We start from the raw sequence: 25,450 nt of genomic DNA on the forward strand, positions 1-25,450 counted from the left end.
GGATAGCTTGGCCGGGGCAGGGCGGCATCGCTATCCGATTCTTGTCCTGGCGCATGTCTGCCTCCCACCCAAAGCGGACATCCACAGGATCCCTATCCGCATGAGGCAGCGAATTCCTCTTCGAAGGCGCTGAGTTGCGGCCGGTCGGTCGATTCGAGTTGGCTCTCCAACTCGCGTATGTCCGCCTTGATCTCCTCGATTTGGGATAGATCGGGATCGGGCTGGCTCTGCAGTTTTTCGAGGCGCTGCGTCAGCATTCGAATCCGAGCTTCTTTGGACTGGATCTCTTGTCGGATGAACTTGATGGCGTCGGCCATCACCTGACAGCCGCTGCGTGCCGATGGGGTTGCCATGGGAGTACTCCTTCCGTGGTGCATGACATATCTCCCTCCTTGTGATCCGTACCACGCAGTCCCTGTCTTCCTGCGCACACTGTTGCGTGCAATCGGATCAACGCGGAGCACCTAGGCAGTCGGTCAATGCTTGTCATCCCCTGTATGGGTGAGGGAGGCCAACGGGATGCGCCTGCCGACGAGCGGTAGGCCGCCATGTTCGTAAAACCCGTTGGGTCCAGATAGGCAAGGGTTTCCCTTGCAGATGGAGTGTTAGCCATGGCAAGGACTGGCCCTCTCCACGTTGTGCTTCGTCCTCCCACTCGACGTGGGCGCCTGCTACTTGGGCGACTGGCTGCAACAATGCTGAGTTGGATGTTGGCTGCATCGCCCGTGTTGGGCGATGAAATCGAGCGAAATTGGGCGCTCAACCGTCCTGCAAACCAGTCGAGCACCGCGTTGGGTGGCGCGGCCGCGCGCGCGGTCGATGGCAACACCAACGGCGACTGGAGCGCCGGGAGCGTCACGCATACCAACGAGGAAACCGATCCCTACTGGGAAGTTGACCTGGGACTGGCGCACTACATCGATGAGATCCGAATTTATAACCGCACCGATTGTTGTGCCGAGCGGCTCAGCAACTTCGTTGTGTTCTTTTCGAACAGCAAGATGGTCTTTCAACATCGCGACCTTGCCTCGACATTGGTCGAGAACACCACAAGCGATCCGAAGACCATGGTCTTTTCCAAGCCATTCTTTCAGGCTGGCGACATCGACCCCATCACGAACACGAAGCTTGCACGTCACACAGTGCGCATTTCGGGCGACGACTGTGGCGCCGATGGCAAGCGCGGTTGTCTGATGCGCCACATACGCATACAGCTAGCAGGAAAAGGTATCTTGTCCCTTGCCGAGGTGCAGATCGTTGAGAAGTCGACGATTCAAGGCCCCTCTATCGTGGGCGACAGCATGACGTGGCGGGACACAGGCATCCGGGGCAGTGGCATTGCGCTCGCAGCCAATGACACCAGCGTGCTGGGCTTCTATAGGGGTGACGATGGCCGCCTCTATGGTTCCGTCAACTTCACCCCGGGTCTGCCAGTCCGCAATTCACCCGTCATAGGCGGGAACGTACCTGCTGCCGTCCGGGAACCTGGTTCTGGAACGGTCTACGTTGCTGCCAGCACGAGAACGAACGATCTCGTTGTCGTGGCAGGTGTCGATCGAAGTAACGTCCCGCCACCTCCGCCGATTGCAGTGGTCCCGGGAAGCGAAACAACTTCCTCGACCCTCTCCGATCCAACCTGGACGACGCTCGGGAGAACAACGGCCGCACCGGCGATGGTTCTTGCCTGCGATCGCATCCATGTCGCGTGGCTCGACAGGGATAACGTGTTCGTGTCGTCGCGCTCCACCGCGCCGGGAAGTTCGTGGATAGGGCCGGCATTCATCGGCGCCGGCGCCAAGGGCGCGCCGAGCATCGCGGCCAATTCGGATCAGACGGTCGGTGTGAGCTTCGTGCGTCGTAATGGCAAGATCGTATTCCGGGAAGCCAAGTGCGACATGGCAAGCGGACCCGCATGGTCCGAGGAAGCCAATCCCGACATGACGAGTAGCGGCAGACGGGTCAGTCTGGCCGCCTACGGGCCATATTTCATGGCGGCGACAATAGGCGGTCGACGTACCGCGCTGTTCGCGCTGCAGGGACCTGCACCGGGAACTGGAAACGGCAGACGCTGGCAAATTCGGGAGCTGCTCGATGTCGCAGGGCCTGCGACCCGTAGTCTGGCTGACGATCCGCAGCTGCTGGTCATGTCCGGTATCCCCATCGCTTTGGCACGAAGTACCCGAGGCGACATCTTGTACTGGGTGCGTTGGCCAAATCGACTCGATGGTGCAGAGCGTTGGCTCGACGCCAGAGTTGCGGGTGCTCCCGGCGACGGTTCGGCACTCGCGGCTACGGGTGGCGGCGTGCTCGTGCCGCCCCCTGGGGGAATGCCTGCTGCAACGATCGCGTTCGGGAGATCGCGGATAGAAGGAATCTGGGATGCGCCGGCGGAACTGTTCGTTGCTGGCTCCGGGCCTGGTCGGCAGATTTTTGGTATGAACCTGGGGCGATTCGTCGCTGTAGATGTATTGACCAACAGCCTGGGTATCAACATCACCGGACAACTCAATATCCGCGGGGAGCAGCCCGATCGCGGCGTCGATGCGGCCATCGCCCCCAATATCTTCGAGCAGATGGTGGCTGTTCTTGCGTTACCAAAGGCGGGGATGGATAGCGCGAGACAATCGGGTTGTGGGATGAACTTACAGCTCGACCGCAGCGCTGGCGGCAACCATGGTGGTGGATGTCCGTGGAAGGTTCTGCTCGGCTCTGAGACATACTCCGCGAGGACTCTCATGCATGAATGGCTGCATGGCGACGTCGCCGGGCGCGAGCTTGTAAGTTGGGAACAGTTTGGCGATGTATTTCCGTTCGACCCTGACAAAACCCGTGCTGAGCCAGGAAGAAACGGGCTACGAGCCTGTACCTCCGGCGCTGACTGCGGGCCTGGTCAGTGTGAGCGGGCAGGTGAACCCCACCCGGGTGTTTTCGATGACACCCACGATTTCGATCCCCCCGAGATTGAACTTCGCAGATGGGACGATGTGCAGGTCTGCGTCGCTGCCGGTGGGCCGGACGGGCGTCGCTATCAAGGTGGAGTGAGGTGGTATGACGTCGGCACTGCTGATCACGCCTTCATCGAGACGGTGACGGCTTATCGGTGGTTCGGCGCCGAGCTTCGGGATCTGATCGCCGATGATGTGGCGCACGGAAACGACCAACTGCAGCGGCGCTACAACTGGATCAGGGACAACTACTACGGCGGCGTGGAGTACAACGGTCGCGATGCGGACGGCGGAGCGCTGCCGGGAAGTGACCGCACGCTTGGTGTGTTTGGGCTTCCTTCCAGATAGCGCGGCATACAAATGGACGAGGCGGACAAGAACGTCGTGGACGTTAGAACGCGTGTTTGAGCTGCCCCCTGTCCCGCCCCACAACTAATCCCGCGGCGTTGTGATGGATAGCGGGGCGTTGGAACGCCGGCAGCAACCGGTTGTGTCGACAAGGAGGAGATCTCGCCGTGCGCTGGCAGTCGCTCGTGACCTTCCTGTTCCTGCTGGCCCTGACTGCGGACGTCGGCGCGCAACGTGCCCGACCTGAGCCCGGAAGAGAGCCGGAAAAGTCTTACCGGGACGTCGTCGAACGATACGAGCAGCAGAGGCTGGAGTTTCAACGCGCCGAAACGGTGCGGCGGCTGACGGCGGATGCTAAGGCAAACGATAGTGGACTGGAACGCACTACGCTGCGTGACGCCAAAGCCTGGATCGACGGGCTTACACCCGAGGAGTTTCGTGCTCATCTACAGGGGCTGAGACGTGCGGGTTCCTCGTCGGAGGCGCTGAAGATCGCGTTGCCTGATGGCATTGAGAAAGCGCGAGCGATCTATATCAGCGAAATGGAGAAGCGAATAGATGCCTACACCGCACAGTGGGTAAAGGAGTTGCGTGCTGCCGATGCCAAGCAGCTGCTGGCGTTTGTGCGCAGACAGGGTTCGGACGCCACTTTGGAGAGCGTGCCACCTCGCATGGCGGATGCCTGGTTCGAATCGCTTGGGGCCGATCGGGCGCGCCTTACGCACGTGTTTCCCCTTCTCGACGGTAGCTCCAGAGAGATGCCGCGCATCGCCGATCTAGCGGACGTCCAATACGCGGGTTACGGTGAAATAAGCGATCACGAATTGGGCTACCGGCATCGTGCGCTCGACGCCTATGTGCGTAGCAGTCCGGCGTTGTCGAATATTGCGCTTAAGCGCTGGCGATTCCATCCTCCTCAGATCGAGTCGGTCTGGCGTGTGCTCCGTGCGGCGGAGAAGCCGTTGCCCGGCGGCAGGCCGGAGGTTGTCTACTTTCTTGACCGGGTAATGGCACACGACGCCATCGCCGAATTGGACGCCGGCTGGGGGACGCAAAAGCGCAGTTCCCGCCTGTTGGATCACTCGGATGTCGACAGATTCCTGGCCGAGTTCGTCGACAAGACGGTGATTCTCATCGGCCATATCGAGGGCCGGCATTTCGTGATGGAAAGAGGGCCGGGACGTGAGGCATTAGCCCTGGATCTGCCGAATCTCCTGATACGCGCCCAGCAGCAGCGGGTCACGCTGGTACCTATCGGCTGCAATTCGGCCGACGCAGGTGCGTACTTGGGATTCACGCGCCCCATTAGCGCGAGTCAGGTGGCCGACTTGCTGCGTGCGATCCCCGACCGGCCGATGGCCATCTGGGAATTGCTTGCGGCGTTCGACCGTATCGGCCAGGTGACACTGGATGCCGGGCGCCTTGCCGAGTTCCTCGAGGTGACGGTGGGAGAAGGCCGTGAGGATCAGGAGCAGGGGGTGGCGATCACTATCGTGCGTTTTCCCGCTTCGCTCCTGCAAGGCGAGAACTTTGCCACGTACTTCCAGCGGTGGGAGCACGAGAATCGACCGTTGACGGATAGAGGGCTGGCGCGTTGGTGGCGCACGACCGTTCGTGAGGCGCCATGGAAATTTTTCCTGTATGCGATAGTGCTGTTTCTAGCGCTTTCAGCGTGGGATTGGGTGCGCCAAAACATCGTGCTGCGCAGGGGGGTGATATCTCGCGGCGAGTACGTTGCTCAGAAGGTAGTGGCCTGGGCCGCGGCGATGCTTTTTCTTGTGGGTGCTGTTTCCTGCGCGCTGAAGCTTTGGCCGCTTTTGCTGATGATTGCCGTGTTCATGGCACTGGTTTTTTTAGGGAGTTTGATTCTTCACTACCTGGGGTACGGGTATGAAAAGTGATTACGTTGTCTCCTATCTGAAACGCGTCAGCCCGGACCGGCTCGAAAAGTTGAAGAAGGCGTTTCCGAGCTCTGAAGAGATGTTCACAAGCAAGCAGATTTTTGGGGCCGATGAGGCCGTCGCGGGTGAGCGGTCGGCACGCCTTGCGTTGATACGGGAGGCCGCAGGGAGTCTCCAGCCTGACATCGACGGCCTGATTCAAACGATGCGTCATCGCAGCCGCCGCGTTTCCCGATTACGGCTCGCGGGCGGTTTGGTTGCGGCGCTTGCCGGTGCCCTCGGTGCCGTCGCAGCTCTCGTAGTCGGTCAGATGGGGCTCCCCAAAGAGAGCATCGCGATCACCGGATCTCTGACCGCCATGGTGGGTGGGCTGCTGACCGTCTTCGCCAACCATTTCGAACGCAGCGAAAGTGGCGAGAAATACACGGCGCTGGAAACCTTGCCAAAACTCGTCGAGGCACGCTCGACCGTTGCCCGATCCATGTTGAGTGTCGAGCGGGATTCGGCCTTCCCTCTAAGCGACGCGGACATCACGCAAACGCTCAAGTTGTTGGACGACTCCGCCATCGAGGTTATGCGACTCAAGTACTTGGCGGCCTAACTCGTGCCTCTCAGCCTTAAGTCTGGCCTGTAGCCCGCAGCAAACGCGTTGACTAAAGGAGCCGATCCCACACCGGCCGTCCAAAGGAGCGGACATGAAGACGTGGGCTTCTCCGATCCCAGTTGAGCATTCGCCGGGCTTCCACGACGGCCGATGGCATGGTTCCTGCCCGCGTGCGGGCATGCGCGTCGGCGCTGCTCTGCTGTTGTTGCTCTGGTCGATGGATGGGTGGGCGCAAAGCACGTCCAAGAAGCTCACTCCGCAGCAGATGGCTGGACAGCAGGTTGTGGCGCAGCCTGCACAGCAGGTAGTTCCTGCTCAGATCGCGGAGCAGGTAGTTTCGCCGCCGCCTGCCGAGGAGCGCCCCCAAGGAGATCAGGCCACTGCGGCTCAGGCCGCCGCAGAGGAGGCCGCGGCGAGAGGGACCGATGCCCCTTCAGAATCGGGCCCTGCGACAAGCGGTGATGGCTTGAGCAATGCCGAAGGCCCAAGTACCGAAGGCCCAAGTACCGAAGGACCAAGTACCGAAGGACCAAGTACCGAAGGACCAAGTACCGAAGGGCCGAGCACTGCTGGACCCAGTGCCGAAGGGCCGAACACTGAAGCGCCGAATCCCGGGGGGCCGAGTACTCAAGGGCCGAACACTGAAGCGCCGAATCCCGGGGGGCCGAGTACTCAAGGGCCGAGCACTGAAGGGCCGATTCCCGGGGGGCCGAGTACTGGAAGCCCGGGTGACGAAACTGTTCGTCCTTGGGTTCTGATCCTGGTACTCGTCCTAACAGCCACTGGCGCGAGCTACGGCGCCCGAAAGCTCTACACACGCCGGCAACTAGCCAAGTGGCTCCCACGTGTCCACCTCAACCCCACGCTTGCACCACTCAGCGATGCGGTTTTGATCAATGCCCCATCGTTGCGTGCGCCCGCGCTGAAACTGGAATCATCGATCACCCTTGGCGATGCCATTGCGCTTGGCAAAGTATCGGCATGGAAGAAGGAGGCATGAGATGGCAAATCAAACCGACACCCTACGCAGCCTGATGCCCGCCGCTTACCAACACGTCGACGACGCGATGCGGCACGAACTGGAGGGACCGGGTCCGTTCGATGGAAAGATCCCCGGCTTCCTGTGGGAAACCATCGGCAATAAGGCCGTGAGCGCGGTTGAAGCGAAGCTGGATCTCAACGTCTTCGGCCTGTTCGCCACCGCCTGGAGCAAGGCGGCCGAGATCCGGCGCCTGGCCGAAGAGAGTGTGCAGAAGCCCAACGTTCCCATCACCGTCTGCCTGGGCAAACATGAAGCGACCACCACTTTGCACCCGGCGGTCGACGTGACTCTGACGCCCTTGGGAACCAAGCGAGTCCCCTTCGAGCTCGATCTGACCGCAGAGTTCGAAACCGCCGAACTGGACCTGTTGAACGGCGCCATCGTTTCGATCGGCGCGGCAAGGTGCCGCGTCACCGCTCAGCTGAAATGCGGCGGAAAAGGCCTGCACCCCGCCAAGAAATCGGACTACGTGAAGCTGGGCGCACCCTACCTGCTGAAATCGGCAGTCCGAGTCGTTGAAGCGAAAGCGTAGATCGGTCGGACGTGGTGGGTTCAGCGCGCGAGGTCCAATTCACATCGTTCCGACGAACGGCGATCCAACTCGTCCGGTTCGCAACCCATCGTCCGTTGCCTCGGACAGGTATCAGGCAAAGGAAGGGAGCTCCCGTGCCCCGTGGTTCCCTGTGAGCCGCTTCGCACACCGGGCCCAAGGAAAGGGAAGTCATGGCGAATCTCGCGGTTTTCCTGGACGGAACTTGGAACGATCCCAAGGATCAGACCAATGTCTACCGGCTGAAGGAATGCCTGGACGTCGAACCGAGCGCGCCAGAGCCACAACGCTGCTATTACGCGGTCGGTGTGGGAGTCAAATCCTTCGAGAAGTTCCGTGGCGGCGCGTTCGGAATGGGGTTGTCCGAAAACGTCCTGCGTGCGTACCGATGGCTCGTTGACCAATACGCCGAGGGCGACCGGGTCTTCATCTTCGGATTCAGTCGCGGTGCCTATACCGCCCGCAGCCTGGCGGGGTTGATCGCGCGGTGCGGCCTGCTCTACAGGCCGTTCGCGAACCGCGCTGATGCGATCTACGAGCGCTACAAGCGGGACAAGGACGCCGAGCGCCTCGATGAGCTGGAGCACATCCGCCGCCACGCCACGCGGGCGCTGACGCCGGACGAAGAACGGCTGCTGAAGGAAAGCCGGCGCATCGAGATCGAGATGATCGGCGTCTGGGATACGGTCGGGGCGCTCGGTATTCCCTGGAGTGCGGCCCCGTTCTTCGGGCCCAAGGACTACTACTTCCACAATACGCGGCCGAGCGTGCTGTACCGCCATTGCTTCCATGCGCTGGCCATCGATGAGCAGCGTGGGCCGTACAGGCCGACGCTGTGGACGCGCTTCGTGCCGGAGGGTACGCGGCCGGAGTCGACCACGAGCCCGACGCCGGAGCGCTTCGAACAGAGATGGTTCATTGGCGCGCATTCCAATGTCGGTGGTGGGTATGGCGACGACGACGCGCTGTGCTATCCACCACTGATCTGGATGCAGGAAAAGGCGGAGAAGCTGGGCTTGCGGTTCACCCGCAAGTTCACGCTTACCGGTCGTGAAGCGACGGCGGAACCGGCGAAGTCGTATGAGCAATTCATGCACGGCCTGTACCGCGTGGTGACGCTGGGCCGGCGCACTTACCGCACGATCGGCGCCGCTCCGGCCAAGGTGAAGGGCGGTTGGTCGATTCCCATCAACGAGACGATCGACAGTTCCGTCTTCGAGTCGTGCCGGCAACGCGCCAAGGTGCCGAAGAACCTGGCCGACTGGGCACAGCGCAAATCCAAAGATGCAGGAACGCTCGCCGGCCTTCAGAACGCGTAAGCGACCCGGCCCGCCATAAGGAGAGTCAACATGGCCACCGAAAGAATCAACAAAGCAGCGGAGCGCCGGCTCAACGACCCGGGCATCCTCGAGCAGATGAAGCGTTCCATCAGGTCGGTGCGAAGTGGCGTCCCTCTGGCCGCCGAATGGGATCAGCAGCGTCTGGAGGAGCGGCTCGCGGCCAAGGCGCAGCTCACCAAGGTCGAATCGCGCACGATCGCGCGCACCGTGGCGCAGGGGCGCGAGGCCATCGCACGGGTGGAAGCGCGTCGGGTCGCTGCGAAGAAGGCATCCGAAAGAACGAAAGCCGTTAACGGTGGCGGGAAAGCGAACGGTAAAGGGAAGACCACCGGTGCAGAAGTCAGGATGCCGTCCGAACTGCCCGAGAAGATATGGGGTACCACCTACGACTTCATCCAGGTCGGGTTTCTCGATCTGGGCGTTCTCACCGCGCGTGCGGTCGCGCGGGTGGCGTACCTGGATGGTCGGCCGCAAGGCTCGGGCTTCATGGTCTCGGATCGTCTGTTCCTGACCAACAACCATGTCATTCCGACGCCCGAGGCAGCCGATGCCTTCTGCGTGGAGTTCGACTACCAGACCGATGCCAGAGGGGCACGCATGCCGGTGACGCGGTTCCGGCTGGATCCCAACGCCTTCTTCCTCACCGACGAGCGCGACGATCTGGACTACACGCTGATTGCCGTCGGCGAACGGCTGGAGGGTCCGCTCAACCTGGGAACCTTCGGCTACTGCGCTCTGTCGTCCGCGAAAGACAAGCACGCGCTGGGCGAGTTCGTGAACATCGTGCAGCACCCCGATGGACGCCTGAAGGAGCTGGTGCTGCGCGAGAACCGTCTCGTGGCGCGCGAGTCGCATGTGCTGCACTACATAGCCGACACCGAGCCGGGTTCGTCCGGTTCTCCGGTGTTCAACGATCAGTGGCAGGTGGTGGCTTTGCACCACTGGGGTGGTCCGTGGCGGCAGACCATGGACGATTCCGGCAACCCGCTGCAGGCCGAGGTCAACGAGGGCATACGCGTCAGCGTGATCGTGGAGGATCTGCGGCAGAAGGGCGCCGCGCTTCCCCATGCCGAGCGCGACCTGCTCGAGATCGTGCTGTCGCTGGCGGAAAGCAAGCCGATCCCCACACCTTCGGTCACCGTGCCGCTCGATAACGGGGCAAATCACCGTGAGCCGGTGATGACTCCCGACGGGCGGGCGACGTGGCGAATTCCGCTGGAGCTGTCCGTGCAATTGCCGGACATGGGACCCGCACCGACACCGCCGGCGCCACCGCCGAAGCCGGAGTTGCCGCCGTCCAATCTCACTGCCGAAGGGGCGCGGCCAGACAACGACTACAGCCGACGATCCGGCTACAAGCCCAAGTTCATCCGCGATCATGAGGTGCCGCTGCCGGCCTTGACGCCGCAGATGCAGCGTTCGGCGGCGAAACTTCTGGCGGTGGAGCCCGGCGACGACGAGTTCGAGTTGCGCTACCACCATTTCAGCGTCGTCGTGAATGCCAAGCGGCGCCTCGCGTTCTATACCGCCTGCAATATCGACGGGAAGAACGCGAAGAAGATCAACCGCAAGACCGGCGATGTGCGACCGATGACGCCGGCCGACGTGGGACACGAGTCGTTGGACGAGGGCGCCGAGGCATCGGAGACCTGGTACAAGGACGAGCGCATCGCCGCGGAGCACCAGACCAACCAGGCGCTGTACGACTCGCAGCAGGTGGCGGGATTCGGTACACGCGATGCGGGTCGTTTGGGCCGGATGCTGCAGCGCGGGCACATGGTGCGGCGCATGGATCCGGCGTGGGGCGCCGATGCATTGGCGCTGCAGGCGGACGCCGATACCTTCCATTTCACCAATTGCGTGCCGCAGCTGGGTTTCTTCAACCAAGGCAACGCGGACGAGCTGGAACTGCCGAACTCCGGTAACGGGCGCCTGTGGCGCGCGCTGGAAGATCACGTGCTCGGCAATGCGGTCGCCGAAGATCAGCGCGTGACCTGCTTCACCGGTCCGGTGCTGAAGGACGACGACCCGCAGTACCGCAACGTGCAAGTGCCCATGCTGTTCTGGAAAGTCGTCGTGTGGTCGGAGCAGGGGGCATTGCGGTCGCTGGCGATGCTGGCCGACCAGACACGGGTTCTGGAGAAGATCGGAACGCTTCCGGAGGGTGCGCTGAATCGCGAGGCGCTGGACGATCTGGACGCCGTCGAAGATTTCCTGAGCACCGTGGCGAAAATCGAAGCGCTGACCGGCTTGGACTTCGGCGACGACGTACGCGACGCCGATATTCGCGCCAACGCGGGCAACGAGAAGATCGTGTCGCGAAACGACATTCCCTTGGACCCTGCTGCTGCCAAGAAGCAGGCCGCCGCGGCGAAGAAGGCGCGCCAGAAATCCGGGCGCAAAGCCCCAGTGAAGGTAGCCAGGAAGGCCAGCAAAAAGGCGGCCAAGAAGGTCGCCAAAGTGACCGCGAAGAAGGCTTCAAAGCGGGTCGCCAGAAAGGCAACCCTTGCGAAGTCGCCGGCCAGGAGAGGGTCTGGAGCGCACGCTCTGCATTAGTGCAGCACTGAGCCGCGACAAGGAGGGTTCTGGTGGCAGAAGAAAAGCTAGGATCGGGACGCTTTGCCAACCTGAAAGACATGTCGTCATTGCTGCGCGACGCCTTGCTGACCGTCGTGATTGCGATATGCCTGATTCATCCGGCAAGCATCAAGACTTTTCTCAAAGAGAGCGGTCTGAGCAAACTAGGCATGTTCGGCGTGACCGTCGAACTGCAAGAAGAGAAAGAGAAGGTGGCAGAAGCTCAGCGGGAGGTTACGAGCAAAGTCGTTCCAGCGACGGCGCCTGGAGAACCGCCCCCCGAGGCCTTGAATAAACCCGTGGACCAGGACTTCAAGCAAGCCATCCTGACGGCCGAGCGTGTCGCCCCGCAAATCCTTCCAACGGCGGGCTGGGTGTTTCTGGGCCGTGTGGACAGTGCAAAGTCGCAATGGCTCGATGGAGGATCGCCAACCACCACGGCGACGTGGCCCGTAAAGCCCGACGACATCGTTACGGTCAAAGACGACGTGTATATCCGCAAGATTACCGACGACAAGTGGCACTCCAGCGCGCCGGTAGCCAGTGTCGCGAAGGTGGGGGACCAGCTGAAGGTCGTCGAGCTTCAGTATTCCTCCGCCAGGGCGGGAGGATTCTTCGTTTGGGCCAAGGTTGCCTTGAGATCAAATTGATAGTCCGCCAAGCCCGCCTTCAGGCGGGCTCCGCATTTGTGGGTGGTTCGCTCACGCAAGCGACAACCGTGCCACCGGACGAGCGGTGAATCGCGGTATGGGTTTGAGCGTAGAACACCTCTGGCAGGTGGCGACATGCCGCCTCGCGAATGTGGTGGCAGAGCGCGTGCCCGCATCGGTTCAAGCTCTTCCGTTTCCACGCCGTGCTATCGCGTCCCTAATGCGAGGTTTTTTCTGTTTGCCGGCGCTGCCGCATTCGTGCGTCGGGTGTTCGTGCATTTTTCTTCATGCGCTTTATCCGTAGAGGAAATTCCCATGTCGAAGACCGAAACAATCCTATTCACCGGCAGGACCCACACCGCAGCCAGTCCGCGCAAAGGCACGGCGCCGCGCGCGGTTCATGACCGGCTGGATATCCAGACCTCGGCGTCCGGTTCCGGCACGAGCCAGGAGCAGGTATTCGCGGCCGTGCTGCCGCATCCCACAGCGGAGCAATTGTTCGCAGGCGCATGGTCCGCCTGCTACAGCGGCGCGCTCGTGTTGGCCGCTCAGGAGATGAAGCTCAAGGTACCGCCCGATCTGGCGGTGGAGGTCGAGGTGGACTTGGTCCAAAGCGGCGACGACTACTTCCTCCGGGCGCGATTCAACGTCATCGTGCCGGGCGTGGACCGCGGAATCGCAGAGGCGCTTGCGCATAAGGCCCACGAAACCTGCCCGTACTCGAAAGCCACCAAGGGCAACATCGACGTGGCCGTCAATGTGAGCGTCGAGGCGCAACACGCCACGGCCGCATGAAAGTCGCTACCTGACGACTGAACTATGTGATGTCCGCCCGTCAGGAACGGCGTCCCGTCAGGTCAGCGACATTGATGATGGTGGCCTGCATAACGGCGACGGCTTCCCGCTTGGCGCCTTGATCGCTCACTACCTCGCCCTGACACACCGTCAGTGTCTTGCCGGCCTTGATCACCTTGCCGACAGCAAGAAAGCGATTGCCGGCCGCCGGACGCATGAAATTGACCTTGAACTCGACCGTAAGGACATCGTGTCCGGGCGGTGCGACGGTCAGGGCGGCATAGCCACAAGCGCTGTCCACTACGCTTGTGATTGCGCCCGCATGGATGTACCCGTGCTGCTGGGTGAGTTCGGGGCGAGGGAGCAGCGCGATATGCACCTCGCCGTGAGCGATATGTACGAGCTCGGCGCCGAGGGTGGTCATCAATCCTTGGGCGGCGAAGCTCGCGGAGATTCGCTCTTTTAGGTCGGTCATCGGGATCTACCGGTCGCGCCTGATGCCTGAATTAGGCCGAATCACGAAGCGGCTCCGGCTCGAATGAATGGTTAGGGGGCGAAACTGCCAAGTGCGCCAGTCGATTCATATAGAGCGCGGCAGCAAGCGCAAAGAGGTTTACACCGAACACAAGCGGCTTATCTGCCTGAAGCAGCGAGTAGAGCATGGTGCTGCCGAGCAGGAAGTTCGCGTTGAAGTTGGCGGGCGCGAACTGGAGAGACACCGTCAGGTGAAATCCGCTGGTGAAGAAGTAGCCGAATACGGGCGAAAGAAAATAGGGAACCTGCAAGAGCCAGTAAATGGTGTTCGAGCGCTCTGCACCGGGCTGACCTTCGATCAGTCGGAGCCCGCACCAGATGCCCCAGCTGTACATGGCAATAAACGCCAGACAAAACAGCCATTCGATCGGGTTCGATTTGGTCAGCACGATTTGCAAGGTGACAGCAAATCCAACCGCTCCGCCGCCAAGGGCCAGAATGCCGAACAACCGACGCTGCCAAAGTTTCATAGGCCCCCTAACGCCTGACCCCAAAAGCGGGGATGTGCACTCGATGTTCAGATAGCCAGTGTCGCTGGGTCAAGGCGGCCTTTCCTCCCCCCACGCACGTGCGCTCAGGAAATGCGATCCGCCACCCAAATCCGAGTTCTGGGCTTCAGTTCACGCGCCTTGAACAATTCATTCAGATAGGCTCCGACGCGAACACGGGCCTGTACGAAATGAAATGGCAAGACTGACTTTCGAAGAAAAGGGACTGCTGCGCATCCTCGAGGCGATCCACGAAGGCCGCAGCCAGATCGGGCCCTCAGTGCGCTATGCGTTACTGGAGCGTGGTTTGATGGAGCCCGGCGAGCCGCCGCGTCTTACCGATAAGGGGGAGCGGGTGCTGGAAGAATTTCGGCTCCGGCCGCTTCGTGCCACAGGTGAATTCCCCGCCTTCGATCTCCGTCTGTCCGGCGCAAAAGCCGAGACTTGACCACGCCTCCGATCGGTTCGGCGGGTCTTTGCACTGCGTTCACGCCGTATGGGGACCAATACGCGCTCACAGCTTCATGTTTTGCGTGGGACAGGATGCCCGCGGCCTCCGGGGATGGCTGGCGGATGCAATGCTGCATGCGACGAAGCAGTTTGTGATTTACCTGGATAAAGACGATGCATGGCGCTGGGTCTTGTACTCGGACCAGAGCAAGCGCCTGGACGAATGTCACGCGAGTTTCCGTGACAAGCGCGACTGTCTCAAAGAGGTCGGCGTACGCAGTCCGGGAATGCCCGTCTACAACTGCTCCGAAGGCCGATGGGAAGGCGAGCTGCCTGGGGACGGCAAGTACCACTGAGGATGGCTCGCCCGCGTTCTGCTTCAGGACGCCGCCGTTCCAGCCTGCGTGTGTTCGCTCTTGCGTGTCGGGTGCAGTGTGTGCAGCTCCACATCGCCGTGTCGCTGCCAGTCTTCGAGCTGGGCAACGTCGAGTGGCCGGTGTCCGATCAGGTCGCGGGCGCCCTGGTCGGTCACATGCACTTGCGTCACCTGATCGCGGCCGGCGCGTTTTGCGCTGTACAAGGCAGCGTCGGCCCAACGGATCGCATCGGCGAGGGGGGCGGTCCATCCCGGCGCCAGCGGATGGCGAACGAGTCCGCCCGACAGCGTTACCGGAATCGATTGTCCATGCCAGAGCACCGGAGCACGCGCTGAATCCAGCAGGGCGCGCACATCACGCGTCAGCGTGGCCGGGTCGCGCTCGGTCAACACCACCAGGAACTCCTCGCCGCCCCAGCGGTAGATCTCGTCGCCCTTGGCGAGGGCAAGACGTAGATGGGCGACCAGTGCCTTGAGGACGGCATCACCGCCGTCGTGGCCGTGGCGGTCGTTGATCGCCTTGAAGTTGTCCACATCCAGAAGCAGAACGGCGCCGCCCCCGTTATCGGTGGCGGCGGCATCTGCGGCTGCGTTGCGATGCTGGAACTCGTAGCGACTGTAGGCGCCGGTCAGTGGATCATGGCGGACCACATGCGACAGTCGGTCGCGTTCGCGACGCGCGCGATGGCGGCTCAGGTAGAGCAGGGCGGCGATGCTGATCGCCAGTAGCGCCAGGGTGACCGCCAGCAGCATCAGCAGGCGTTCGGAACGGATTCGCGCGCGTTCCAGGCGCACTTCGTTGTCGAGGGCGCTAATGCGCTGCTCGCGTGCCTCGGCGCGGTGCCTGGCTTCCAGCTCGGCGATGGCCCGCGCTTGTCCGCTGCGGAACAAGCGCGACCACAGCGCCTCGCGACGTTGCATCGCCTCGACCGCCTCGGGCCAGGCGCGTTGTGCGCGCAGGGTCTGGATCTCGCGTTGCTGGCCATCCAGCACGTCGATCACCTGGCCCAGGCGTTCGAATTCCGCCGTGGCACCGCGCATCGCCTGCAGCCCGCCCGCCATATCGCCGCGTGCGATCTGCACCTGCCCAAGCAGCAATCCTGCGCGTGTCCGGTAGTAGTGGCTGTCGAACTGGTCGGCCAACGCCCGCAGGCGCTCGATGGCCTGCAGTGCCTGCGTCGGCTGTCGCGCCGCCAGTTGCAGGGTGGCTCGGGCTTGCGCCACGCGCATGGTGTTGGCGCCCGGATTGGCCTGTGCATCGATCCGTTCGGCTTCGTCGATCGCGCGCGCCGCATCGGCGAGCTGCCCCAGTTGGATCAGCGCGAGCGCACGTGCGCACAGTGGCGAAACGCGGCTGTCGGGAGGCATGGCCACGCCACTGTTGGGGGCCAGGGCCTGATCGGCATAGCGCAGTGCCTGCTTCGGCAGCTCCATCGCGTTGTACAGCTCGGCGATGACGGCAAGCCGGTGCAGGCGTGCCTCCTGCGCACCGCTGGGCAGACGCTCCGCCAAACGCAATGCGTCCAGTTGGTGTTGCAGGGCAAGGCCGAAGTTGCCGGCATCGAAGTACAGATTGCCGTAAACGCGCGCCAAGGCTTCCTGCAACTCCACCGAGGCCTGGGGCCGGACGCGGGCGCGCACGGCATTGAGCGCGGTCAGGCTCTGGTCGATGGCGGCATCTTCGTGGGTGGCGAAGATCCGCTCCACCTCCATGAGATGCGCAAGATCCGGATCATCGTTGGCGACGGCAAGGCGACGCAGCGATTCCATCGCCACCAGGCTTTGCGCCTGCTCTCCGTTGCGCTTGAACGCAGCGATCTGCGCACGCAGGCGCTCGCGTTCGGCCGGATAGGCGACTGCGGCTGCGGACGCGACCGCTTCCTGGACCGCCGCGAGCGGAGCGGCGTGGAGGGTTCCGGGCGACATCGTCAGCGAGAGGGCGAACGCCGCCGCCATCCAGTACGCGGCCCTGGACTTGCTCCAGCCGATGGACGGAGAGGGAACGGATCGTCCGTAGCCTGTTACAGACACGCCGAGTTCGTGCATCACTTGCATCCACTACGCCTGCACACACCCAGGCCCGTCGCCGGTAGGGCGTTGGGCCAAGGACACATCGGGGGACATCGGGAGTATAGAGCGTAAGGGAGCGGGCAATTGGTTTCCGCGGCCGAAAAAAAGCCCCGCGAGCGGGGCTTTTTCTGCGATGCGACGCAACGCGTCAGGGAATCCCACAGGTCGGGCAGGTAGTGACCTTGCAGGTGCACGTTGTCGCGTTCCACGTGCCGCCCTTGATCTCGCACTGCGTCGGACCGTTCACCGGGCAGGTCGGCGGCGGGGGCGCGACTACGGGCGGCGCCTCGTAGTCGCGGCGGTCGTCGAATAGTTGCGACCAGCGCCCGTCGAAGCCGCCATTCTGCGGCAGGTACCACGCGCCCACCAGCCAGATGCCGGCTTCGTAATGATCGCGCGAGTCGAGCACGCCGGAGTGGACGAAGAAATCGTGCTGGCGCCAGTAATTGCCAATCGATCCAGCATCGCCGCTCGCGGTCGCGCGAGTACGGCCGTAGCTGTCGCGGCCGGTGCCGTCGTAGCCGCCGAAGTCGTCCGATCCGGAGATGAAGTCATCGGCGTTCTCCTCCGCCGAATACGCACCCCAGAACCAGGACTTCGCGATCACGCCTTCGCGGCCGTCGGTGCCGTTGGAGTTGTACGCATCGCGCGAACCCAGGTAGAAGCGCTGCAGGCCGGCGGGCACTTCGGCCACGCCGGTTTCGTTCGCGATTGCGCTATCGAGCAGCACGTCCTCGGTGGCGTCGTCGGTCCAGCTGGTCCACCACGTGGCACCGCTCCACTGCGTGGCGAACACGTCCGCCAGGTCCTGCAGCTCATAGGTGATGCGCTTCACCTGCGACCACGTGGTCTGCGTGTCGCGGCGGGAGGCCAGCGACGATGCGCTGGAATAGCTGATCGGCTTCGCGTTCCAGGCCGTGACCGCCGCCGAGGAGGCCTCCGGCACCCAGACGTAATGCACGTTCTTGTCGTCGTCGTTGGTGACGTCGACGTCGGCCGTGCCATTCGCCGCGACGCGGGCGCTGATCGTGCTGTAGGAGTCCTGCACGAAATGCAGCTCGTGCGCGTGTGTACTGCCGACGCCCTTGTCCTCGTCGGCCTGCCAGATCAGCACGTGCTTGCCCGTGGCGACCTGCATGAATTTCAGGTCCGAACTGCCATTGCTGCGCATCACGTGATCGCCATGGCTGGTCACGGTGACGTGACCGACGACTTCGCCCGCGCCGCCCGGCGTGCCGGTCACGCCGCGGACTGATATCTCGATGCGTTCCCAATCGTGGATTTGTTCGCCTTCCTTATCCACGGGATGGAAGACATGGAAGAGCATCAGCGCCCCCTTGCTGCCGCCATCCATGTACTCGACCAGCGAGGCGTACAGCGTCGGCCGGATGCGCCAGTTCTGGTAAGCGCCCGTGCCCGCCGCGCCTGCCGCGACGTAACTCGGCAATACGCTGGTCCAGGTGTAGCGGTTGTTGGAAAAGTTGCCGTCGCGATCGAAGTCGTAATTGGCAATCCAGTCCCGCCCCGGCTTGCTGCTGTCTTCCTCGGCGCGCTGCAGGATCACGGGCGCGTAGTAGTTCAAATACGCCTGGCGTTGCGCCTGCGTGAGGGACCAAGCCTGGGCGTGCGCTGCCGTGGGGATGAAACCCGCACCCAACAGCAGCACCAGCGCGCACAGGAAACTCCTGGCCTGCGCGAACCATGGCCTGGGCGAAACCGCGTGGATCGATTGCATATCTAGCTCCTTTAGTCATGCCATTCGAGAGTCTTCGACTTCGCGATTGCCTCACATCCCTAGGCAATCCACTGCCTCGCGTACTTGCGACGACAGACACACCCCAAGAGCGCCGAGACTCCGACAGCGCTCCACCAGCGTTCCAGTGACCAGCAGCGGCAGAACATAAACCTGCCCGGATTGTAGGCAGCAAATAGGTCCGGATCGTGATCACGCTGGACTTGAACTCGCCATACCCACCCTGCAGACTCGCCGCGGGCAAAAATCAGAGGGCAGGGATGAAGCGGATTGCGTGGATTGCAGTGTTGGCGGCGGGCGTGGCAGGTCCGGTCTGGAGTGGATCGTTCGACAAGAACGACACACTCAAACCAGACGAGGGCATCCTGCTCACGAACATCGAGTGCAGTAGCGGCCCAGTGGCCGGGGTGCAGGTGTTCGCGGAAGGCACGTCGAGCGGAGGCTTCTTCGGGCCGTTGAAAGCGTCGGGCGACATCGGCTGCCGCGAAGGCGTCGCGACGATCCGCCTAAAGGCTGGGCGCTATTACGTGGGACAGCTGTACGCGGCTGCGAGCAACCTCGCGGTGCCGCCGGAGAAGGCGCCGCATTTCAATGTCGAGGCCGGCAAGCTCAACTACGTTGGCGACCTGTATGTCGACGGCCCAGGCGGCACGTCATCCGACCACGAAACCCAGATGCGCGTGCTCGGTCGCCTGCTGACCGTGCTGAACCACGAGCCGCAGATGCGCGAGCGACTGCAGCAGCCCAAGCATGCGTGGATGGCGCGCTACGCATTCGTCGTCGACAAGGATCTGCCGCCGCCCGTGCCGGTCGGGCCTATGGCGTCGCATCAGGCCGGGCAGGCACAGGTGACGGTGCGGCTCCGTAAAGAGAGATGGAAGCGGGGCGATGATGGCCAGCCGTTGGTCTGCCGCCGCTTGGTGCCGTTGCCGGAAGGCTTCAAGCCAGTGCCCGGTGAGCCGCTCCGCTGCGATGGCGACTTCATCCCGGTCGCGCGGTACGTCGCGGAGGAATTCGGCCCCGAGGCAACGTTGCATCGCACCGAAGCCTTCGATGGCGACGACGGAGTGCTTACCCTGGCGGTGTCGGCCAAACCTGAGGCGGTGTCGCGCGTGTTGCCCGGGCTGGGGGACATGGGACCAAAGGAAACGGTGCGGCGCCAGCTGGAAGTCCCCGCCGGGCGCTGGTCGAATGGCCGTCACGGCGTAGGTATCTGCTACAGCACCGCTGCCGCCGATGCCATGGAGATCGCCAGTGCTCCGGACAAGGAATGCAGCAAGAACCTCGTGTCTACGCGCGAATATCTGCGCGTCAAGATAGGCCCCGGTGCACGTTTCGTGTCCAGCGCCACTAGCGGCCTGGGCGGCGGAGCATTGCTCATCGCGTACGACATCGATGTGCCGAAGCAGTGACCACGAGGCGCACCTGGCCGGTTGCCGGCGGTGCAGCCGTTCCTCCAATGGGGGCATAAGGTGAATTGTTCACTCGGGCCACCCCCGCGACATGGGGTTGTCGCCGCTCTTCCCAGGACGCTTCACGCCGATTGAATACCCGTGCCGACAGCATCCGCCGGCCGGGCCTGATTCGCGAGGCGTCCCCACCGCACGGACGAGGGGTCCTGCAATCCGAACTCAACCGACTGGAGATTTGCAGATGCGCAAGTTCGTTACCTGGGCCAAGCGCGGCCTGATCGTGCTCTCGCCACTCCCGCTCGCTATGGCCATGTCCGCTTCGGCGGCGCAGCCCGACACCGTGCCCGCTGTGCTGCGCGCGGCGATGGAGCGTGACCTCGGCCTGTCCTCGGCTCAATTGAACCAGTACCTCAAGATCGAACGCCTCGCGGCGCAGCAGGAAAAGCCATTGGCGAATGCGCAGGGACGCAGCTTCGCCGGCAGTTGGATCGAACGCAGCGGCAACGGCAACTTCCAACTGGTCGTCGCGACCACGAAGGTCGGCCCGCAGCAGGCGGGCGCGGGCGTCGAGATCCGCAATGCACGCCACAGCCTCGCGACGCTCGACGCGTCCAAGGCACAGCTCGACGCCGTGCTGGCGCGCGGCGGCAGGGCACCGAACGGCGTGTACGGCTGGTACGTCGATCTGCCCAGCAACAGCGTCGTAGTGAGCGTCGGCAAGGGCCGGCAGCAGGCGGGTATCGACTTCGTCGCCGCGAGCGGTGCCGATGCGCAGACCGTGCGTCTGGAAACGGCAGAAGAACAGCCGAGCCTGCGCGCCGACCTGAAAGGCGGCCTGGGCTATCTGCGCAACCCTGGCGACGGCTACCTGTACGCCTGCTCCATCGGCTTCAATGTCACCCAGGGCAGTACGCCGGGCTACGTCAGCGCCGGCCACTGCGGCGATGCCGGCGAGCCTGTGTATCTGGAACTCTCGCCGCAGTGGACGATCGGACCGAAGATCGGCACGTTCGCCGCGTCGAGCTTCCCCAATCCCGGGCAGACCGGCAATGACTGGTCCTGGATCAGGGAGGACGCAGGCAATAACTTCCTGCCCACCGTCTACGGCTGGGGCAAGGGCGACGTGACCGTGCATGGCGGCACCGAAGCCGCCGTCGGCGCGGCGGTGTGCCGTTCGGGCCGTACCTCGGGCTGGCGCTGCGGCACCATCGAGGCCAAGAACCAGACGGTGAACTACAGCACCGGCGAAACGATCCTCAACCTGACGCGCACCACGGCATGTTCCGAGGGTGGCGACTCGGGCGGCTCGTTCATCACCACTCCGGGCCAGGCCCAGGGTGTGTTGTCCGGCGGCAGCGGTAGCTGCAAGGGCAAGCAGCCGAACAGCCGCACGCGCAGCTTCTATCAACCGCTTCTGCCGATCCTGTCGGCCTACAACCTGACGCTGCGCACCAGCCCCTGATACGCGCTTGGTATTGCAGGACACGAACGCCCCGGCTTGCCGGGGCGTTTGCTTATCCCGAAATCGAATCCACGATGCGTCCGGCTTCGTCGACCACGAGTCGCGCCCGCAGCTGTCCGTAATAGAAGGTAGCGCGGTACAAGCCGGCGTCCTCGCCGGTGCCGCGTTCGCACAGCACGCTGATCTTGCGATCTTCCATCAGTTGCCGGAACGCCGCGACTTCCAGCCCGAGGGCAAGCGCGACGACTTCGCCGTCGATGGCGATTTCGTCTGGGTGCACGAGTTCGATTGGAATGGGGCTGCCCATACAGGACGGGGTAGGGATGAGGATGCCAAGCATCGTCGATGCCGGCCGCCCGCGCCATGACCTGGATCAGGGTGCGGAGGCATGCACGAAGGCGCCGGGCCGCATACCATTCCGGCACTGACAGCGCATCCATGGAGTCTCGATGAAACGCGTAACCGGCATCGGTGGAATCTTCCTCAAAGCGAAAGACCCGGCGGCGCTACGCGCTTGGTACATGACCCATCTCGGTATCGACGTGCAGGTTTGGGGCGGCACTGCCTTTCGCTGGGCGGACGACGACGGCAATCCCGTCGGCGGCACGACGGTTTGGTCTGTGGGAGACGGTTCGAACTTCGCGCCCAGCCAATCGCCTTTCATGGTCAATTACCGGGTGGCAGATTTGAACTGGCTCATGGGCCAGCTTCGTGAGGAGGGCTGCCAGGTCCTGGAGCAGATGGATGACCCGGACCACGGAAAGTTCGGCTGGGTCATCGACCCCGAGGGCAACAAGATCGAGTTGTGGCAGCCGCCAGCGGGGATGTAGGGCACTGTCACACCGCGCGAAGCGTTCGTCTTATGAGGCGAGGAACGAAGCCATGAAGATGTCCCCGCTATTCCCGGCCGTCATCGCCGGACTCTTGGTGACCGGCATTGCATCGGCGAAGCAACCGACTGTGGAGTTCTTGAACTCCGGCAAAGTGCTTCCCACCAACGCGCCGTTCTCCGAGGCAGTGCGGGTGGATCGGACGCTCTATCTCTCCGGCCAGATCGGCATCGAGCCCGGCACCTTCAAGCTAGTGCCAGGCGGACTGAAGGAAGAGACACGGCAGACCATGAGCAACATCAAGGCCACGTTGGAAGCGCACGGCTACAGCCTGCGTGACGTGGTCAAGTGCACGGTGATGCTCGCCGACATTTCCAAGTGGGGCGAGTTCAACGAGGTCTACAAGACCTTCTTCGAAGGTCGCTATCCCGCGCGCAGTGCCCTGGGCGCCAACGGCCTGGCCTTGGGCGCGCAGGTGGAGATCGAGTGCATTGCGGTAGCCGGCGCAGACGGGAGTGCGGGCGCTGCAGGACGAACATAGCCGGCGCATTCTGAGATCGGCCTAGTGCGCTAATGAGCTTGTAACGCTTTCGCCCTTGGCGCGTATTGTTCGGCATGGACGCTCCGCTCAGCTTTTCCGAGGTCTACCGCCAGCATGCCGATGCGGTATTCCGGCTTGCCTGGATGCTGACCGGCAATCGCACTGACGCCGAGGACCTGTGCTCGGAGGCCTTCGCCCGCGCCCTGGCGGGCGAGGACCGCATCGTCCAGACGACGGTGCGCAGCTACCTCTACGCCATCGTGCGCAACCTGGCCGTTTCGCGGCAGCGGCGGCCGGTTGTCGAGATTCCGGCCCAGGACGATTCCTCGGGCGATACGCAGGACCAGAGTCCCGGACCCGATCAACGAGCCGAGCTGTGCCAGCGGCTTATCCAGGCCGGTGCCGGACTTGCCACGCTGCGCGAAGGCGAGCGCCAGTTGTTGTTGTTGTGCGGACTGGACGGTCTGTCCACCGGGGAAATAGCCGACGCCCTGGGCCTGGAGCCAGGGCATGTGCGTGTTCGGTTGCACCGGGCGCGACGCCAACTCCAACTCGTTCTCGAACAACAGGAGCATCCACATGCAGCTTCATGAAAACGTCATTCTCGATTTGCTCCCCTTGGTGCGCAGTGGCCGAGCAAGCCATGAGAGCCGCCTGCTGGTAGAGGAGTATCTGGCCGCGCACCCGGAGCTGGCCCAGGTGGCCGCGCTCCTTCCGTCGCCGGACCCTGGTCTGGAGATGAGAGCGCTGCAACGTACGCGCCGTGCGCTGTACCGCTCGGCATGGGAAAAGGCACTGGCGATCTTTTTCACCTTGTTGCCGCTGAGCTTCGTCGTCGATGACGGCCATGCGCGTTTTCTGTTCGCCGACTACCCGGGGCTGATCGTGGGTATGGCCGTCACGGCGGCGGCGTTTTGGACGCGTGCGTTGTGGGCTCGTCGGCGCGCGCGCATGCTGCGGTGAATCGCGAAGCTGGCGAGAAATTCGGGCCGCCGCTTCCACGCGGGGACGAACCTCGCAGTCTGCGGAATCGGCCCGAATGGCCGCATTTACCCGATCGGGGGACGGTCTTCATAAGGTCGTCGCGCCGATTTTTCGAGGCGCGGTGCCGAGGCACGCCAAGGTTTGATCGCGTGCCTCGAGCCGCGACGCATCCATGCGGCGCCGATCGCTCAGGAACCACGCTGACTCTTCGCGCGGTTTTCGTTGGTGCCGCCCTTGCAGGCGCCGCTCAGGCCGGGGAAGCCATGCGGCAGGCCGTAGTACTTCCATGCATCGGCCGCGGTCTGCACGATAGAACGGACCTGACCCGGGTCGGTCGAGTCGTAGTCATTCAGTCCGCTGTAGGCGCAGTTCGAATTGGCGTTCGTCCTGGCGCCCGTGTAATTCGTGTTGTCCACAGTACGCGGTGGTCCCTTCACCTCGCCGGCGAACGCCGCAGCGGCGCACACGGCGGAAAGCGCGATCGTGCCCATCCAGATCGCGAATCGTTGTGGGTTGCCCATGTCCGTACTCCAGTCGACAGCGTCATGTGACGCCGACAGCAAGCTACTGCTGCGCCGGATCGACCGTTGCTGCGACGCAGCAGCTACCTGCGCGAGAGGATTGCGTACGTCGTTCGCGAAAATATCGCTCGATACTGCAGGGTGGGCGCGAGCGCCCACCCTGCGAAAGTAGAGTCAGAAATTGTTGTCGCCGTCCAGCAATCGGCCCAGTCCGCCCAGCACCGAACCTTCATCGCGACCGCCGCCCTGTTGCGGCGCCGCCGCGAGCATGCGTCCGGCCATGCGCGAGAACGGCAGTGACTGCAGCCACACCTTGCCCGGGCCGGTCAGGGTCGCGAGGAACACGCCTTCACCGCCGAACAGCATGCTCTTGATGCCGCCGACCGGACGCACGTCCATGTTGACGGTGTCGTGGAAGGCCATGACGCAGCCGGTGTCGACGTCGAGGCGTTCGCCTGCGCGCAGTTCGCGTTCGACCACGGTGCCGCCGGCGTGCACGAATACCCAACCGTCGCCCTCTAGCTTCTGCATGATGAAGCCTTCGCCGCCGAACAGGCCGGTGAGGATCTTGCGCTGGAAGTGGATGCCGACCTGCACGCCGCGCGCGCCGGCCAGGAAGCTGTCCTTCTGGCAGATCAGGCGGCCGTTGTGTTCGTCCAGCTTCATCGCCAGCACGGTGCCGGGATAGGGCGCCGCGAACGCGACGTGCGCCTTACCGCTGCCGGTATGCGTGTAGACGGTGGTGAACAGGCTCTCGCCGGTGACGACGCGCTTGCCCGCGGTCAGCAGCTTGTCGAGAAAGCCGCCGCCTTGTCCGGAGTGCGCACCGCTGCCGAAGACGGTGTTCATTTCCACCGACGCGTCCTTGTACATCAACGCGCCGGCTTCGGCGACGGCGCTTTCGCCGGGGTCGAGTTCGACTTCGACGAATTGCATATCGTTGCCGACGATTCGGTAGTCGATGTCATCGTTGCGTGTCGTGGTGCGATTGCCCGACGGACCGGGCATCGGCGGAGGCAGGTGCTCGGGCGCGCCGGCAGCACGCAGTTCGCCGACTTCGGCGATGGGCCGCCAGCTGGTGAAACCTTCGCGCCAGCAGAAATGGGTCGGATGCTGCTGCGCGTACTGTTGCGCGGCGCCGTCTTCGAACGGGCCGACGCGATCGCCGCTGCCGGAATGGAAGTACCAACTGGTCATGTGGGGTCCTTGGCCGAATGTGGGGTGCAACGTAACAGGAGGCCGCTGTCGTGACCCCTGCCGCCGGTCATGACGAGCGC

The 25,450-nt window shown here is 63.2% G+C and carries 24 protein-coding genes; 16 read left to right on the top strand and 8 right to left on the bottom strand.

Going from position 1 to position 25,450, the window contains the following annotated elements; genetic code table 11:
• Positions 1 to 92 precede the first annotated feature (92 nt).
• On the bottom strand, positions 93 to 353 hold the full coding sequence (locus tag ACYVJ8_RS03835; RefSeq protein WP_460709555.1) for a hypothetical protein: 261 nt from the start codon (positions 351 to 353) through the stop codon (positions 93 to 95).
• Between the two features lie 354 nt (positions 354 to 707).
• Between ACYVJ8_RS03835 and ACYVJ8_RS03840 the strand changes: the two genes are divergently transcribed.
• The 8 genes from ACYVJ8_RS03840 to ACYVJ8_RS03875 all read left to right on the top strand — a co-directional run bounded on the left by ACYVJ8_RS03840 (position 708) and on the right by ACYVJ8_RS03875 (position 12,752).
• Positions 708 to 3,293 carry a galactose-binding domain-containing protein gene (locus ACYVJ8_RS03840; protein ID WP_460709556.1) on the top strand — a complete coding sequence of 862 codons (2,586 nt, stop codon included), beginning with the start codon at positions 708 to 710 and terminating at the stop codon, positions 3,291 to 3,293.
• 167 nt (positions 3,294 to 3,460) lie between these two features.
• Complete coding sequence (locus tag ACYVJ8_RS03845) at positions 3,461 to 5,194, top strand: hypothetical protein (RefSeq protein WP_460709557.1); 1,734 nt, start codon at positions 3,461 to 3,463, stop codon at positions 5,192 to 5,194.
• The gene (locus tag ACYVJ8_RS03850; RefSeq protein WP_460709558.1) at positions 5,184 to 5,795 is read left to right on the top strand and encodes a hypothetical protein; all 612 of its coding nucleotides are present in this window, start codon (positions 5,184 to 5,186) and stop codon (positions 5,793 to 5,795) included. Before ACYVJ8_RS03845 ends, ACYVJ8_RS03850 begins: the two co-directional genes overlap by 11 nt.
• Before the next feature lie 950 nt (positions 5,796 to 6,745).
• Positions 6,746 to 7,372: a hypothetical protein gene (locus tag ACYVJ8_RS03855; protein ID WP_460709559.1), complete on the top strand. Its 627-nt coding sequence runs from the start codon at positions 6,746 to 6,748 to the stop codon at positions 7,370 to 7,372.
• A gap of 191 nt (positions 7,373 to 7,563) precedes the next feature.
• Positions 7,564 to 8,709, top strand: a complete 1,146-nt coding sequence (locus ACYVJ8_RS03860) for a DUF2235 domain-containing protein (protein WP_460709560.1) — start codon at positions 7,564 to 7,566, stop codon at positions 8,707 to 8,709.
• 30 nt (positions 8,710 to 8,739) lie between these two features.
• Positions 8,740 to 11,286 carry a DNA/RNA non-specific endonuclease gene (locus ACYVJ8_RS03865; RefSeq protein WP_460709561.1) on the top strand — a complete coding sequence of 849 codons (2,547 nt, stop codon included), beginning with the start codon at positions 8,740 to 8,742 and terminating at the stop codon, positions 11,284 to 11,286.
• A 32-nt stretch (positions 11,287 to 11,318) separates the two neighbouring features.
• A complete protein-coding gene (locus tag ACYVJ8_RS03870; protein WP_460709562.1) occupies positions 11,319 to 11,957 on the top strand; it encodes a hypothetical protein in 639 nt (212 codons plus the stop codon).
• A gap of 315 nt (positions 11,958 to 12,272) precedes the next feature.
• A complete protein-coding gene (locus ACYVJ8_RS03875) occupies positions 12,273 to 12,752 on the top strand; it encodes an Ohr family peroxiredoxin (RefSeq protein ID WP_460709563.1) in 480 nt (159 codons plus the stop codon).
• Positions 12,753 to 12,792: 40 nt separating this feature from the next.
• Here the strand turns inward: ACYVJ8_RS03875 and ACYVJ8_RS03880 are convergent, their stop codons facing one another.
• Together ACYVJ8_RS03880 and ACYVJ8_RS03885 are read right to left on the bottom strand one after the other, a co-directional pair.
• Complete coding sequence (locus tag ACYVJ8_RS03880; protein WP_460709564.1) at positions 12,793 to 13,227, bottom strand: PaaI family thioesterase; 435 nt, start codon at positions 13,225 to 13,227, stop codon at positions 12,793 to 12,795.
• Positions 13,228 to 13,258: 31 nt separating this feature from the next.
• Entirely contained in the window at positions 13,259 to 13,756 is a 498-nt protein-coding gene (locus tag ACYVJ8_RS03885; protein WP_460709565.1) for a hypothetical protein, read from the bottom strand.
• Positions 13,757 to 13,970: 214 nt separating this feature from the next.
• Here ACYVJ8_RS03885 and ACYVJ8_RS03890 point away from each other — a divergent pair, with 214 nt between their 5' ends.
• On the top strand, positions 13,971 to 14,222 hold the full coding sequence (locus tag ACYVJ8_RS03890; protein WP_460709566.1) for a hypothetical protein: 252 nt from the start codon (positions 13,971 to 13,973) through the stop codon (positions 14,220 to 14,222).
• Between the two features lie 130 nt (positions 14,223 to 14,352).
• Positions 14,353 to 14,580: a hypothetical protein gene (locus ACYVJ8_RS03895; RefSeq protein ID WP_460709567.1), complete on the top strand. Its 228-nt coding sequence runs from the start codon at positions 14,353 to 14,355 to the stop codon at positions 14,578 to 14,580.
• A gap of 23 nt (positions 14,581 to 14,603) precedes the next feature.
• Here the strand turns inward: ACYVJ8_RS03895 and ACYVJ8_RS03900 are convergent, their stop codons facing one another.
• Both ACYVJ8_RS03900 and ACYVJ8_RS03905 read right to left on the bottom strand, forming a co-directional pair.
• Positions 14,604 to 16,655, bottom strand: coding sequence for a diguanylate cyclase domain-containing protein (locus ACYVJ8_RS03900; protein ID WP_460709568.1), 2,052 nt, complete (start codon positions 16,653 to 16,655; stop codon positions 14,604 to 14,606).
• A 163-nt stretch (positions 16,656 to 16,818) separates the two neighbouring features.
• The gene (locus ACYVJ8_RS03905; protein WP_460709569.1) at positions 16,819 to 18,405 is read right to left on the bottom strand and encodes a hypothetical protein; all 1,587 of its coding nucleotides are present in this window, start codon (positions 18,403 to 18,405) and stop codon (positions 16,819 to 16,821) included.
• 278 nt (positions 18,406 to 18,683) lie between these two features.
• On the opposite strand from ACYVJ8_RS03905, the gene ACYVJ8_RS03910 reads away from it, so the two are divergent.
• Entirely contained in the window at positions 18,684 to 19,835 is a 1,152-nt protein-coding gene (locus ACYVJ8_RS03910) for a hypothetical protein (RefSeq protein WP_460709570.1), read from the top strand.
• A gap of 241 nt (positions 19,836 to 20,076) precedes the next feature.
• Positions 20,077 to 21,297, top strand: a complete 1,221-nt coding sequence (locus ACYVJ8_RS03915; protein ID WP_460709571.1) for a S1 family peptidase — start codon at positions 20,077 to 20,079, stop codon at positions 21,295 to 21,297.
• Between the two features lie 52 nt (positions 21,298 to 21,349).
• Here ACYVJ8_RS03915 and ACYVJ8_RS03920 read toward each other — a convergent pair whose 3' ends face one another.
• Positions 21,350 to 21,577, bottom strand: coding sequence for a DUF6522 family protein (locus ACYVJ8_RS03920; protein ID WP_460709572.1), 228 nt, complete (start codon positions 21,575 to 21,577; stop codon positions 21,350 to 21,352).
• A gap of 169 nt (positions 21,578 to 21,746) precedes the next feature.
• Between ACYVJ8_RS03920 and ACYVJ8_RS03925 the strand changes: the two genes are divergently transcribed.
• From ACYVJ8_RS03925 to ACYVJ8_RS03940, 4 genes are all read left to right on the top strand, one after another.
• Positions 21,747 to 22,127 carry a VOC family protein gene (locus ACYVJ8_RS03925; protein WP_460709573.1) on the top strand — a complete coding sequence of 127 codons (381 nt, stop codon included), beginning with the start codon at positions 21,747 to 21,749 and terminating at the stop codon, positions 22,125 to 22,127.
• Positions 22,128 to 22,179: 52 nt separating this feature from the next.
• Positions 22,180 to 22,668, top strand: coding sequence for a RidA family protein (locus ACYVJ8_RS03930; RefSeq protein WP_460709574.1), 489 nt, complete (start codon positions 22,180 to 22,182; stop codon positions 22,666 to 22,668).
• 74 nt (positions 22,669 to 22,742) lie between these two features.
• Positions 22,743 to 23,261 (top strand): RNA polymerase sigma factor, encoded by a 519-nt coding sequence (locus tag ACYVJ8_RS03935; RefSeq protein WP_460709575.1) that lies wholly within the window; start codon positions 22,743 to 22,745, stop codon positions 23,259 to 23,261.
• Entirely contained in the window at positions 23,248 to 23,631 is a 384-nt protein-coding gene (locus ACYVJ8_RS03940; protein ID WP_460709576.1) for a hypothetical protein, read from the top strand. The genes ACYVJ8_RS03935 and ACYVJ8_RS03940 overlap by 14 nt, the downstream gene beginning before the upstream one ends.
• Positions 23,632 to 23,840: 209 nt before the next feature.
• Here the strand turns inward: ACYVJ8_RS03940 and ACYVJ8_RS03945 are convergent, their stop codons facing one another.
• Positions 23,841 to 24,173: a hypothetical protein gene (locus ACYVJ8_RS03945; protein ID WP_460709577.1), complete on the bottom strand. Its 333-nt coding sequence runs from the start codon at positions 24,171 to 24,173 to the stop codon at positions 23,841 to 23,843.
• Positions 24,174 to 24,347: 174 nt separating this feature from the next.
• Complete coding sequence (locus ACYVJ8_RS03950; protein WP_460709578.1) at positions 24,348 to 25,370, bottom strand: TIGR00266 family protein; 1,023 nt, start codon at positions 25,368 to 25,370, stop codon at positions 24,348 to 24,350.
• Positions 25,371 to 25,450 lie beyond the last annotated feature (80 nt).

It is taken from the genome of Lysobacter terrae (genome assembly GCF_054782215.1).